Annotated in this window: 12 protein-coding genes; 3 read left to right on the top strand and 9 right to left on the bottom strand. The window is 66.1% G+C overall.

What is annotated here, in order from left to right:
- Positions 1–151: 151 nt before the first annotated feature.
- The 8 genes from QZM72_RS26495 to QZM72_RS26530 all read right to left on the bottom strand — a co-directional run bounded on the left by QZM72_RS26495 (position 152) and on the right by QZM72_RS26530 (position 9653).
- Complete coding sequence (locus QZM72_RS26495) at positions 152–2266, bottom strand: phosphocholine-specific phospholipase C (protein WP_089470496.1); 2115 nt, start codon at positions 2264–2266, stop codon at positions 152–154.
- A gap of 42 nt (positions 2267–2308) precedes the next feature.
- Positions 2309–2512, bottom strand: a complete 204-nt coding sequence (locus tag QZM72_RS26500; RefSeq protein ID WP_089470497.1) for a hypothetical protein — start codon at positions 2510–2512, stop codon at positions 2309–2311.
- Between the two features lie 185 nt (positions 2513–2697).
- The gene (locus QZM72_RS26505) at positions 2698–3036 is read right to left on the bottom strand and encodes a DUF1493 family protein (RefSeq protein ID WP_089470498.1); all 339 of its coding nucleotides are present in this window, start codon (positions 3034–3036) and stop codon (positions 2698–2700) included.
- Positions 3036–3467: an STM2901 family protein gene (locus QZM72_RS26510; protein WP_089470643.1), complete on the bottom strand. Its 432-nt coding sequence runs from the start codon at positions 3465–3467 to the stop codon at positions 3036–3038. Before QZM72_RS26510 ends, QZM72_RS26505 begins: the two co-directional genes overlap by 1 nt.
- A gap of 523 nt (positions 3468–3990) precedes the next feature.
- Positions 3991–5991 (bottom strand): acetyl/propionyl/methylcrotonyl-CoA carboxylase subunit alpha, encoded by a 2001-nt coding sequence (locus QZM72_RS26515; RefSeq protein WP_089470499.1) that lies wholly within the window; start codon positions 5989–5991, stop codon positions 3991–3993.
- Positions 5992–6027: 36 nt separating this feature from the next.
- Positions 6028–6813 (bottom strand): enoyl-CoA hydratase/isomerase family protein, encoded by a 786-nt coding sequence (locus tag QZM72_RS26520; RefSeq protein WP_089470500.1) that lies wholly within the window; start codon positions 6811–6813, stop codon positions 6028–6030.
- Positions 6814–6832: 19 nt separating this feature from the next.
- Positions 6833–8440: a carboxyl transferase domain-containing protein gene (locus QZM72_RS26525; RefSeq protein WP_089470501.1), complete on the bottom strand. Its 1608-nt coding sequence runs from the start codon at positions 8438–8440 to the stop codon at positions 6833–6835.
- Between the two features lie 31 nt (positions 8441–8471).
- Positions 8472–9653, bottom strand: coding sequence for an isovaleryl-CoA dehydrogenase (locus QZM72_RS26530; protein WP_089470502.1), 1182 nt, complete (start codon positions 9651–9653; stop codon positions 8472–8474).
- Between the two features lie 170 nt (positions 9654–9823).
- On the opposite strand from QZM72_RS26530, the gene QZM72_RS26535 reads away from it, so the two are divergent.
- Complete coding sequence (locus QZM72_RS26535; RefSeq protein WP_301739626.1) at positions 9824–10570, top strand: TetR/AcrR family transcriptional regulator; 747 nt, start codon at positions 9824–9826, stop codon at positions 10568–10570.
- Between the two features lie 66 nt (positions 10571–10636).
- Here QZM72_RS26535 and QZM72_RS26540 read toward each other — a convergent pair whose 3' ends face one another.
- On the bottom strand, positions 10637–11125 hold the full coding sequence (locus QZM72_RS26540; RefSeq protein WP_089470504.1) for a MarR family winged helix-turn-helix transcriptional regulator: 489 nt from the start codon (positions 11123–11125) through the stop codon (positions 10637–10639).
- Positions 11126–11314: 189 nt separating this feature from the next.
- Here QZM72_RS26540 and QZM72_RS26545 point away from each other — a divergent pair, with 189 nt between their 5' ends.
- Both QZM72_RS26545 and QZM72_RS26550 read left to right on the top strand, forming a co-directional pair.
- Positions 11315–12394: an aromatic ring-hydroxylating dioxygenase subunit alpha gene (locus tag QZM72_RS26545; RefSeq protein WP_301739627.1), complete on the top strand. Its 1080-nt coding sequence runs from the start codon at positions 11315–11317 to the stop codon at positions 12392–12394.
- Positions 12391–13356: a PDR/VanB family oxidoreductase gene (locus QZM72_RS26550; RefSeq protein ID WP_089470506.1), complete on the top strand. Its 966-nt coding sequence runs from the start codon at positions 12391–12393 to the stop codon at positions 13354–13356. The genes QZM72_RS26545 and QZM72_RS26550 overlap by 4 nt, the downstream gene beginning before the upstream one ends.
- The last annotated feature ends 10 nt before the right edge of the window (positions 13357–13366 follow it).

Genomic DNA, 13366 nt, shown 5'->3' on the forward strand with positions numbered 1-13366 from the left:
TGCGCCGCCCGCGTCAAGCGGCGGCGATCCGGCATTCTAGCGGAGCGCCGGCCGCACACTGTCAGGGATGGTCAGCGGCCGGCCCGACCGTGCCAATCGGCCCGCCGGCCGGATGCAACCGGCCGGCGCGTCCTTGCATCGGTTGCCGTCGTCAGATCGCCGCGATCGTCGGCGCCACGGCCGCCGGGTCGGTAATGCTCGGCTTGCCGGTCTCAACGTGGCCCGCGATGCGGCGCGTCCAGCCGGCATTGCCCGCCACCGCGAACTGCAGGTCGTACCAATGGCTGCTGCACGACAGGTCCCAGTGCGCTTCGACGCGCTGCCCGGCCGGGACCGTCAGCGTGCGTGCCGCGCCGCCGTATGCGACATCGGTTGCCGTGACCGTGAGCGGGCCGGTGCCGGCATTGGCGATCGTCACGTAAACGTCGCCGTTCGCGGTGTCGTAGCACGGCGTGATTTCAGGCTTGGCAGCGGCATCCGCGGCGGCCGAACCCGCGAAGCGCCGGAAATAGCCGTTCGGCCCCCACACGCTCACCAGATAGTTGCCGTTCGCATCGAGCGCCCACGTATCGGTCAGTTGCTTGCCCGCTTCGACCGTATAGCGGCGCGGCATCGCGGTGGGGTCGCCCGTATAGACCCAGAAGTGCGCGCCCTGCGTGCCGGTATTCGCGAACGTCACCGCATAGCCTTGCGCCTGCAACTGGCCGGTGACATGCAATTCGTACGGCAGCGCGCGCGCCGGGCGCGTGCCGGGTTCCTGCGCGGTCACGACCTGCTGCGCGGTGCTGGCCGGCGCCGTCTGCGACGACGCCCGCGAGCATTGCAGATCCGCCTGCGCGACATACGCCTGCGTACTCGGCAGGGTCGGCAGCGTCGCATCCGACCTCGAGAAGTCGAGCGCCGAGGTCAGGTCGCCGCAGATCGCGCGGCGCCACGGCGAGATGTTGGTCTCCACCACGCCGAAGCGCTTCTCGATGAATTGCAGCACCGACGTGTGATCGAACACCTGCGAGCACACGAAGCCGCCCTTCGACCACGGCGACACGACGAACATCGGCACGCGCGGGCCGAGGCCGTACGGCAGGTTGTCGGCCGTATAGGTGCCGGCTTGCGTCGCGGTCACGACGTTGTGCCGCTCGAGCGATACGTCCACGGTGCTCATGCCCGAGCCGGGCAGCGTCGGCGCCGACGGCGGCACGACATGGTCGAAGAAGCCGTCGTTCTCGTCGTACATGATCAGCAGGACGGTCTTGCTCCACACGTCCGGATTGGACGTCAGCGCATCGAGGATCGTCGACAGGTAGTACGCGCCGTATAACGGCGTGAACTTCGGATGCTCGGAATACGCGGCGGGCGGCAGCAGCCACGACACCTGCGGCAGCGCGTTCGCCTGCACGTCGGCCTTGAGCTGCGTGATCGGACGCGTGCTCATCCCGCGCGTCTGCAGCGACGAACCGGCCGGCGCGTTCACGAAGTTGTCGAAGCACGCGAGCATGTTCGTGCCGTAGTTGCCGGTGAAGTTGTCGAACCCGGTGCCCTGCTGATAGATCTGCCACGAGATGCCGGCTTTTTCGAGGCGTTCCGGGTAGGTCGTCCAGTTGAAGGGCGGCAGCTGGACCTTGTCGAACTGATTGTCGATGTAGTCGGTGTTGTCGAGCAGCGGGCCGCCGCCCGTGCCGAGCGGATCGACCATGCCCGTCATCAGGTACATGCGGTTCGGGTGCGTGTTGCCCGGGATCGAGCAGAAGTAGTTGTCGCACACCGTGAACGCATCCGCGAGCGCGTAGTGGAACGGGATGTCGTCGCGAACGTGATAGCCCATCGTCATGTTCGACTTCTGCACGGCCCACTGGTCCGCGCGGCCGTTGTCGATCGCGCCGTGCGTCGTCGCCCACGTATGCGGCAGGCCGCCGATACATTGCGCGTTGACGCCCGGGTTGGTCGTGTCGTAGCGGAACGGCGCGATCACGCTCGACTTGTCCTCCTGGCGCGGCTGGAACCACACCGGCTTGCCGTTCGGCAGCGTGACCGGGAAGCGGTCGTTGTAGCCGCGCACGCCGCTCAGGTGGCCGAGGTAGTGGTCGAACGACCGGTTCTCCTGCATGAACACGACGATGTGCTGCACATCCTGGATCGTGCCCGTCACGGTGTTCGGCTCGATCGCCAGCGCCTTGCGGATCGATTCCGGCAGTAGTGCGGTGGCGGCGGTCGCGCCGGCGAGGCCGGCCGAGAACTTCAGAAAATCGCGTCGCGAATGAGTGGCCATGCTGGTTGCTCTTGATGGGATTTCTGGTGGAAACGGCCGGTATCAGGAAGCGGGCGACGAAGCAGGCGCGGTGAAACCCGGCGGGCAGCGCATCTGCGCGGTGGCGACCACGGCGCCGCCGCACGCGGCCTTCTGCTGCGCGACGGGCGCGGCCGGTGCGGTCAGGTCGTCGTTGCAGGCGCCGAGGACGGCGGTCAGCGCGACCAGGCCGACGATCGCGAAAGGCCGTAGGGCCGACGTTCGCATAACGGTTCTCCGTGAGGATGATGACGTGACGCGGACGCGAACCCCGCGCCGGTCATATCGACGCCGAGATGCTATGTTCGACGTGTTACACGATGGTGTCGCGCGACAGGGGCCGACGCGCATGCAGATCACCGCGTTGGTGCGGAAATGACAGGTGCGCCATCGACTAGCCCTTTTTCGAACCGTTACATCGTCCACCGCCCGGTTTCAATCGCCGTCTTCATCATTTTGATGGTGAGCGGACGCTCCAGTATTTTGTCCCTGGCGTCGGCACTAAATGGCGACCTGAATACCGTCATCAAGAATCGGCCCCTTCCCAGTTTCCGGGAAGGGTAATAATAATCAATGTCGAAATCAGAAATATCGACACCAAACGTTTCCGAAAATCTCCGCATCAATCTCAACATGGCCCTGTCGGAAATTTCAAGATCGATGCAGAGATCCGTGTCCTCGGTAATCTCGAGCGCGCCCCATAGTGGCGAATCGGCCTCATCCCGCACCATCTCTATCAGACGACCGTCCATTAAAAGCGATCCTCCTGCTTGACCAAGCGATTGTACGTGACTGTCGAGCGATACATGATGACCGATATATCGATAGCGGTAATGACCCAACCGACCACCGGTACGGCCCGCCCGACAAAGGCGCCGAGCTCCCGGGTAAATTTGATCTTGAGCAGCAGGAGACTCCCGAATGACGTTACCGTCGGCAGAATTTTGTACTTGAATTCATAGGGCAACACCTTTCTCGATACCTTGGATGCGATCGAAGTCCCCTTGACCGCTCCGCCGAATTTCCCTCTGGTCGGCACGAACCGCTGACCTAACAAAATCATTGCGATCCCGACAGCATCATCGATACCCAATTCATCACAGGCCACGTCGATAACAATCAGGCAGAAAAGTTCTGGCGGGGTAAGGTCGATATGAATTCCGTATTTATATTTGTTCGCCATCTCAGTCTTTCTCTCGGCTACATTGCGCAGGACACCGGGCCGCACATTCCGGCGATTACGCTAACGCAACCATGTCGAGCATGGGCAGGAACGCGCAGCCGTTTCTCCAATCGAGCCTGATTTACCGGACACCCCGGAAAGCAGTCGCGATCGCGTGCAGCCTTTCTCCACAAGAGGAAGCAGCCAGTTCGTTTTGGCGAAGAAGTCCGGGCGGGTCCGGTTTCGATCTTTGAACAACTGTTGCAATGGGCAAACCGGTGCAAGGCAGCGCTACAGCGCATGTCGAGCGGCCGGTCGCCGGCGAGAATCCCGGGATTATTCAAAAATCTGGAAGATGCGACACGCAAATTATTTGTTTTTGTCTATGCGCGACGAGCGCGACGGTCGCGACACAAGAATGCAATGTCGTCCTGATGCAGGCACATCAAGTATTCACAGTCGGATAGCGTCCGGGACGCTCGAATAATACGGGGCACGACGGTCCGTACGTGAGAGCCGGTAACGGCCCTCACGCGTATGCAACTCAGCCTTCCGCCATCATCAGCAACTGCGCGCCATCAGCCACCTGATCGCCGACGCCGTACAGCACTTCCGCGACGACGCCCGCGCTCGGCGCGCCGATCGTGTGCTCCATCTTCATCGCTTCCATCACGATCAGCGGCGTGCCGGCTTCGACCTTCTGCCCCGGCTCGACCAGCACCGCGATCACCTTGCCGGGCATCGGCGCGGTCAGGCGGCCGCCGCCCTGCTCCGCGTCGCCCGCATGCGCAAGCAGGTTGCGCCATTCGAACGTCTCGGCCGCGCCCTGCGTGAACACGTGGAACGTGTCGCCGTCCGCATACACGCGGCCGCTGCTGCGCACGCCGCCCAGCGTCACGTCGAAATCGAGCGGCGTGGCGCCGCGCGTCCACGCGAACGGTTGGGGGGCCGCGTCACCCACAGCGATGCGCGCGCCGGCGCCGGCGTCGTCGTACGTGACCGTCACGTCCGCTTCGCGATCAACCGCGTGCCATTCGAGCGTGCGGCGATAGCCGCCGTTCAGCCGCCAATCCGGCAGCGAACGCCACGGCGACGCGCCTTCCTGCGCGCCGCCGCCGCGTTCGCGTGCGAGCAGTGCCGCACATGCGAGCGCAAGCATCGCACGCGGCGGCTGTTGCGGCGCGAACAGCGCATCGTGGTTGCGCTCGATCAGCCCTGTGTCGAGATCGGCGATCGCGAACGGCTCGCAGGCGACGATCCGCTGCAGGAACGCGGCGTTGGTGTGCAGGCCGACCACTTCGCACGCGCGCAGTGCACGCAGCATCAGGCCCAGCGCTTCCGCGCGATCCGCGCCGTGCACGATCAGCTTCGCGATCATCGGGTCGTAGAACGGCGTGATCGCATCGCCTTCACGCACGCCGCTATCGACACGCACCGCCGCACCGACGTCGAACTCGACGCCTGCCGGCAACCGCAGGTGTTTCAGCGTACCCGTCGACGGCAGGAAGCCGCGCGCGGGGTTCTCCGCGTACAGGCGCGCCTCGAGCGCATGGCCGCGCACGCGCAGTTCCTCCTGCTTCAGCGGCAGCGGTTCGCCCGACGCGACGCGCAATTGCCATTCGACGAGATCGAGCCCCGTGACCATCTCGGTCACTGGATGCTCGACTTGCAGGCGCGTGTTCATCTCCATGAAGTAGAACGCTTCGCCCGTCATGATGAATTCGACGGTGCCCGCGCCGACGTAGCCCACCGCGCGCGCGGCCGCGACGGCCGCTTCGCCCATCGCCTGGCGCACGTCCTCGTGCAGGCCGGGCGCCGGCGCTTCCTCGAGCACCTTCTGGTGACGGCGCTGCACCGAGCAGTCGCGATCGAACAGGTAGACGGTATTGCCGTGCGTGTCGCCGAACACCTGCACTTCGACGTGGCGCGGGCGCGTCAGGTATTTCTCGATCAGCACGCGGTCGTTGCCGAAGCTGCTCGCGGCTTCGCGCTGGCACGACGCGAGCGCCGCCGGGAAATCGCCGGAGCGCTCGACCACGCGCATCCCCTTGCCGCCGCCGCCCGCGCTCGCCTTCAGCAGCACCGGGTAGCCGATCTGGTCGGCTTCGCGATGCAGGTTGGCCGCATCCTGGTCGTCGCCATGATAGCCGGGCACGAGCGGCACGGCGGCCGCGTGCATCAGCGCCTTCGCGGCAGCCTTCGAGCCCATCGCCGCGATCGCGTCGACCGGCGGCCCGATGAACACGATGCCGGCCTCTTCGCACGCGTGCGCGAAATCTTCGTTCTCCGACAGAAAGCCGTAGCCGGGGTGAATCGCCTGCGCGCCGGTCGCGCGCGCGGCTTCGATGATGCGCTCGATGCGCAGGTAGCTGTCTGCCGCGGCCGAGCCGCCGATATGCACGGCCTCGTCGCACGCGGCCACGTGTTTCGCGTTCGCATCCGCGTCGGAATAGACGGCGACGCTCGCGATCCCGAGACGTTTGCACGTCGCGGCGACGCGGCACGCGATTTCGCCGCGGTTGGCGATCAGAATCTTGTCGAACATGGCTTCGATGTCGTCCGGAAGGTTGAGGTCACGCGATCATTCACGCCACGACGGCGTGCGCTTTTCGAGGAAGGACGCGATCCCTTCGCGCGCTTCGGCGCCGGCGCGGGTCTTCGCGATCCAGTCGGCGGTCTGCTCGATCAGTGTCGCGTCGAGCGCGCGGCCGGCCACGTCGGCGACGAGCCGCTTGCACGCCCTCACCGCATCGGGGCCGTTCGCGACGAGCGTCGCGGCCAGCTTCGCGACCGTTTCGTCGAGCGCGCCGGCCGGCACGGCATCGTGAATGAAGCCGAGCGACGCGGCGCGCGCGCTGTCGAACACTTCGGCCGTCGTGAAGTAGCGCCGCGCCGCGCGCTCGCCCATCGCACGGATGACGTACGGCGCGATCGTCGCGGGAATCAGCCCGAGCCGCGCTTCCGACAGGCAGAACTTCACGCCGTCCGCGGCGATCGCGATGTCGGCCGCCGCGACGAGGCCCACGCCGCCCGCATACGCGTCGCCATGCACGCGCGCGATCACCGGCTTGCCGCAGCAATGGATCGCTTCGAGCATCCGCGCGAGCTTGCGCGCATCGGCACGGTTCTCGTCGTCCGAGTAACCGGCCATCTTCTTCATCCAGTTCAGGTCCGCGCCCGCGCAGAACGCGGCGCCTTCCGCGGCGAGCACGATCGCGCGCACGCCTTCGTGCGCATCGAGCCATTCGAACGCGGTGGTCAGCTCGGCGATCGCCGTCTCGTTGAACGCATTGCGCACGTCGGGACGCGCGAGCGTGACGGTCGCCACGCGGCCGGCTTCGCTTACCTTGATCGTTTCGTATCGCATCGATCGATTTTCCCGGGCGTTACATGCGGAACACGCCGAAGCGCGTGTCGTCGATCGGCGCGTTCATCGACGCGGCGAGGCCGAGCCCGAGCACGTCGCGCGTCTGCGCGGGATCGATCACGCCGTCGTCCCACAGCCGCGCGCTCGCGTAATACGGATGGCCCTGGCGCTCGTACTGGTCGCGGATCGGCTGCTTGAACGCATCCTCCTCCTCGGGCGACCACGAACCGCCCTTCGCCTCGATGCCGTCGCGGCGCACGGTCGCGAGCACCGACGCGGCCTGCTCGCCGCCCATCACCGAGATCCGGGCATTCGGCCACATCCACAGGAAACGCGGGCCGAACGCGCGGCCGCACATCCCGTAATTGCCGGCGCCGAACGAGCCGCCGATGATCACCGTGAACTTCGGCACCTTCGCGTTCGACACGGCCGTCACCATCTTCGCGCCATGCCGCGCGATACCTTCGTTCTCGTACTTGCGCCCGACCATGAAGCCCGTGATGTTCTGCAGGAACACGAGCGGGATCTTGCGCTGGCAGCACAGCTCGATGAAATGCGCGCCCTTCACGGCCGATTCGGAGAACAGGATGCCGTTGTTCGCGACGATCCCGACCGGATGGCCCCAGATGTGCGCGAAGCCCGTGACGAGCGTCGTGCCGAAGCGCGCCTTGAATTCGTCGAATTCCGAATCGTCGACGATGCGCGCGATCACCTCGCGCACGTCGAACGGCTTGCGCGTATCGACCGGAATCACGCCGTACAGGCTCTTCGCGTCGTAGCGCGGCGGCTTCGGCTCGCGCAGCGCGACGGGCGGCACGATCTTCGGTGCGAGGTGACCGACGATGTTGCGTGCGATCGACAGCGCATGCGCGTCGTTCTGCGCGAGATGGTCGGCCACGCCCGACAGGCGCGTATGCACGTCGCCGCCGCCGAGATCCTCGGCGCTCACTTCCTCGCCGGTCGCGGCCTTCACGAGCGGCGGCCCGCCGAGGAAAATCGTGCCCTGGTCCTTCACGATGATCGACTCGTCGCTCATCGCCGGCACGTAGGCGCCGCCGGCCGTGCACGAGCCCATCACGACGGCGATCTGCGCGATCCCCGCCGCCGACATCGTCGCCTGGTTGAAGAAGATGCGGCCGAAGTGGTCGCGATCGGGAAACACGTCGTCCTGGTTCGGTAGGTTCGCGCCGCCCGAATCGACGAGGTACACGCACGGCAGCCGGTTTTCCGCGGCGATTTCCTGCGCACGCACGTGCTTCTTCACGGTGATCGGGTAGTAGGTGCCGCCCTTGACCGTCGCGTCGTTGCACACGATCACGCATTCGCGGCCGGCAATGCGGCCGATGCCGGTGATGACGCCCGCGCCCGGCGCGTCGTCGTTGTACATGCCGTTCGCGGCGAGCTGCGAGAACTCGAGGAACGGCGCGCCCGGATCGAGCAGTTGCGCGATGCGGTCGCGCGGCAGCAGCTTGCCGCGCGACAGGTGCTTGTCGCGCGCGGCCTGGCCGCCGCCCTGCGCGAGCTGTTCGATCTTCGCGCGCAGGTCGGCGACGACCGCCTCGAGCGCCGCGGCATTCGCGCGGAAGTCTTCCGAACGCGGGTTCAGTTTCGATTCGATGATCGGCATCGACGGGGCTCCGTTCGCGTGACGTGGGGCGTTACATCGTTTCCGCGAACAGCTCGCGGCCGATCAGCATCCGGCGGATCTCGCTCGTGCCGGCGCCGATCTCGTACAGCTTCGCATCGCGCCACAGACGGCCGACCGGGTATTCGTTGATGTAGCCGTTGCCGCCGAGGATCTGGATCGCCTCGCCGGCCATCCACGTCGCCTTCTCGGCCGTGTAGAGGATCACGCCCGCGCAATCCTTGCGCACCTGGCGAATGTGGTCGCTGCCCGCCGAGTCGAGGTGGCGGCCGACTGCGTACAGGTACGCGCGGCACGCCTGGAACGTGGTGTACATATCGGCGACCTTGCCCTGGATCAGCTGGAATTCGCCGATCGACTGGCCGAACTGCTTGCGATCGTGGATGTAGGGCACCACCGCGTCGAGACACGCGGCCATGATGCCCGTCGGGCCGCCCGACAACACCGCGCGCTCGTAGTCGAGGCCGCTCATCAACACCTTCACGCCGCCGTTCAACTGGCCGAGGATATTCTCTTCCGGCACCTCGACGTCCTGGAACACCAGTTCGCCCGTGTGCGAGCCGCGCATGCCGAGCTTGTCGAGCTTCTGCGCGACCGAGAAGCCCTTCATCCCCTTCTCGACGATGAAGGCGGTGATGCCGCGCGCATTCGCTTCGACGTCCGTCTTCGCGTAGACGACGAGCGTGTCGCAGTCGGGGCCGTTGGTGATCCACATCTTCGTGCCGTTGAGCACGTAGCGGTCGCCGCGCTTGTCCGCGCGCAGCTTCATGCTGACGACATCGGAGCCGGCGTTCGGCTCGCTCATCGCGAGCGCGCCGATGTGTTCGCCCGATACGAGCTTCGGCAGGTACTTCTGCTTTTGCGCTTCCGTACCGTTGCGGTGGATCTGGTTCACGCACAGGTTCGAGTGCGCACCGTACGACAGGCCGATCGACGCCGATGCGCGCGAGATCTCTTCCATCGCGACCATGTGCGCGGTGTAGCCCATGTTCGCGCCGCCGTATTCCTCGGAGACGGTCATGCCGAGCACGCCGAGATCGCCGAACTTCTTCCACAGATCCATCGGGAACTGGTCGGTGCGGTCGACCTCCGCCGCGCACGGCGTGATTTCCTTCGCCGCAAACGTCGCGACGGCGTCGCGCAGCATCTCGATGTCTTCACCGAGCATGAATTGCACGCCGGGCAGGTTGATCATGTCTCCTCCGTCTCCAGAAAGTGTGTCGCATTCACCGATTTCTGAGTTTTGCTCAAATCGAATGAATACGGCTATTCATTGACCAATACAGCGGAAATTTTGCACAGTTTCGCGCCTCGCCGGGTTCGGCGTCAATAGTTTTCTGAGTGATACTCAGATATGATGCGAGCATGACAGCCGCTCCCGCCGACACCATGACCGCCACCGCCAAAGCCGACCGCGCCGACGCGCCGCGCGCCCCCGCCGGGCGCAAATCCCAGCAGCGCGTGCAGGACATCCTGCGCGCCGGCCGCGAAGTGTTCGCCGAAAAGGGTTACGAGCATGCGACGGCCGCCGAGATCGCGCAGCGCGTGGGCGTGTCGGAGGCGACGGTGTTCAGCTATTTCCGCGGCAAGCGCGAGCTGTGCGCGCGCGTGATCGCCGACTGGTACGACGAGATCATCGCCGCGTTCGAGCACGGGATGCCGCGGGACGCATCGGTGCAGCAGCAGTTCGCGTTCATCGTGCGCACCCACCTGCGGCTGATGCTCGTGAACGGCACGGGGCTGTGCGCGCTGGTGCTGTCGGAGGGGCGCGCCAAGCAGCATGCGCTGAGCGACGAGCTCACCGCGCTGCAGCGCCGCTACACGGCGCCGTTGATGGACGTGCTCGCGCGCGGCCAGGCGGCCGGGCAGGTTCGCGCGGATCTGCCGCTGAGCCTGCTGCGCTCGATGGTGTTCGGGCCGATGGAGCACGTGCTGTGGGATGCGATCCTCGGGCACCGCAAGCTCGATACGGAAACGACGGCCACGCAGTTGATCGACATGCTGTGGGCCGCCATGCAGCCGCCGGCGCCGGAGCAGGCCGCGCTGGTGCGCTTCAGGAACGAAGTAGCCGACGCCGTGCGGCGGCTGGAAGGGCAAGCGTCACGCGCGTGACGCGGATGGGCAGCGCGACGGCCGCCTCGCCGCAGCCCCTGCGCCATCGCTCACGGCGCGCCGCCGCTACGAATCCTCGCTGACCCGCAGCGGCGCGCGGCTTTGCTCGTTGTTCAAATGCACGAACTTGCGCAACAGCCGCATCAGTTCCTGCGAATCGTCGTCGCCCATTCCGTCGAAGAGGCCAGCACGCAGTTCCTTCACCGACGGCATCAGGTGCGTGAGCAGCGCGACGCCCGCCGGCGTCAACAGCAGGCGCCGCTGACGCCGCGGCAGCACCTCGCGAACGATCAATCCTTTCGCTTCGAGCCGAACCGCGAGATCGGCGGTGGTCGACGTGTCGAGCGCCACGCGCTGCGCGAGCGTCACCTGGTCGAGCCCCGGATTCTCGTAGAGCATCCGCAGCACCGCGTATTGCACGGGCGTCACGTCCCGGCCCAGCTTCTCGTAGAACATCGCGACCGCGATCTGGTGCGCGCGCCGGATCAGGTGCCCGGGTTCGTCGTACAGGTCGATCGGGAAAGCCGGCAGGTCGGCGGAATTCGTTTTTTCCATGGATGAGTCGATGACATAGGCGGCGCGCACCGTCGGCATGGCGCCGCGTCGCGCCATTTCCCGGGAAAACCAGTATACCGCTCGCCTTGTCCCGACCCATATCAATGAGTACACTGAATCTCATTCAGTACACGGAATGAAGATCGGGCCGCATCCCCGGCGGCACCGCCCCGAAAGGAGACAACGAACATGTTTCTGAAGAACGCTTGGTATGTGGCCTGCACGCCCGATGAGATCGACGGCAAGCCGCTGGGCCGCAAGATCTGCAACGAATCGATGGTGTTCTACCGCGCGGCGGACGGCCAGGTCGCCGCGCTCGAGGATTTCTGCCCGCACCGCGGCGCGCCGCTGTCGCTCGGCTTCGTGCGCGACGGCGTGCTCGTGTGCGGCTATCACGGGCTCGAAATGGGCTGCAACGGCAAGACGGCCGGCATGCCGGGCCAGCGCGTCGGCGGGTTTCCGGCGATTCGCAGCTTCCCGGCGGTCGAGCGGTACGGCTTCGTGTGGGTCTGGCCGGGCGACGCGTCCGCAGCCGATCCCGCCAAGCTGCCTGCGCTGGCGTGGGCCGAGGACCCGGCCTGGGCGCACGGCGGCGGCCTGTATCACATCCGCTGCGACTATCGGCTGATGATCGACAACCTGATGGATCTCACGCACGAAACCTACGTGCATGCGTCAAGCATCGGCCAGAAGGAAATCGACGAAGCGCCGCCGAAGACGGCGAGCCACGGCGACGAAGTCGTCACGAGCCGCTTCATGGAGAACGTGATGCCGCCGCCGTTCTGGCGGATGGCGCTGCGCGGCAACGGGCTCGCCGACGACGTGCCGGTCGACCGCTGGCAGATCTGCCGCTTCACGCCGCCGAGCCACGTGATGATCGAAGTGGGCGTCGCGCATGCGGGCCACGGCGGCTACGACGCGCCGGCGAACAAGAAGGCGTCGTCGATCGTGGTCGACTTCATCACACCGGAGACCGACACGTCGATCTGGTACTTCTGGGGGATGGCGCGCCACTTCCAGCCCGACGACGACGCGCTGACCGCCGAGATCCGCGAAGGCCAGGGCAAGATCTTCGCGGAAGATCTCGAGATGCTCGAGCGACAGCAGCGCAATCTCGAGCAATGGCCCGGGCGCACGCTCCTCAAGCTCAACATCGACGCCGGCGGCGTGCTGTCGCGCAAGGTGATCGACCGGCTGCTCGCCGCCGAAAACGCCGCGAGCCCGCAGCGGCCCGTGATTCCGGTCGCGCAGGTCAGGGAGGCGTCATGAGCGACGCGACATTGACGGTGCGCGTCGCGCGCAAGTGGCAGGAAGCGCGCGACATCTGCGGCTTCGAATTCGTCAGCGACGACGGCTCGCCCTTGCCGCATTTCGACGCCGGCGCGCATATCGACGTGCATCTGCCGGGCGGGCTCGTGCGCCAGTACTCGCTGTGCAACCACCCGGAACAACGCGATCGCTATCAGATCGCGGTGCTGCGCGAGGCCGACGGCCGCGGCGGGTCGCGCGCGATTCACGACGAAGTCCGGCAAGGCGATACCGTGCGGATCGGCCTGCCGCGCAATCAATTCCCGCTCGCGTCCGATGCACCGCATCATCTGTTGCTCGCCGGCGGGATCGGCGTCACGCCGGTTCTGAGCATGGCGGAGCGGCTGTGCTCGGCCGGCGTCCCGTTCGACATGCATTACTGCGCGCGTTCGGCCGATCGCATGGCCTTCGTCGAGCGCATCAAGGCGGCCGGGTTTCGCGATCGCGTCCGCTTCCACGTCGACGACGGCGATCCCGCGCAACGCTTCGATCTGGCTGCCGTGCTGGCCGACGCGCCCGACGGCACGCATCTGTACGTATGCGGCCCGCGCGGCTTCATGGATGCGGTGCTGAACGCCGCGCGCGAGCGCGACTGGGCCGACGCACGGCTCCACTACGAATTCTTCGGCGGCGCGGTGGCAACGTCCGGCGCGGATCGTGCATTCCAGGTCAGGATCGCGAGCAGCGGCAAGGTGATCGACGTGCCGGCCGAATGCACGGTGATCGCGGCGCTGGCGGCGAACGGCGTCGACGTGCTGACGTCGTGCGAGCAAGGCGTGTGCGGCACCTGCCTGACGCGTGTGCTCGAAGGCGAGCCCGATCATCGCGATGCGTATCTGACCGACGACGAAAAGGCGGCCGGCGACCAGTTCATGCCGTGCTGCTCGCGATCGCGAACCGACCTGCTGGTACTCGATCTGTAGATCGGTAGAT

The organism is Burkholderia sp. AU45388 (assembly GCF_030481585.1).
GTDB lineage: Bacteria > Pseudomonadota > Gammaproteobacteria > Burkholderiales > Burkholderiaceae > Burkholderia > Burkholderia sola.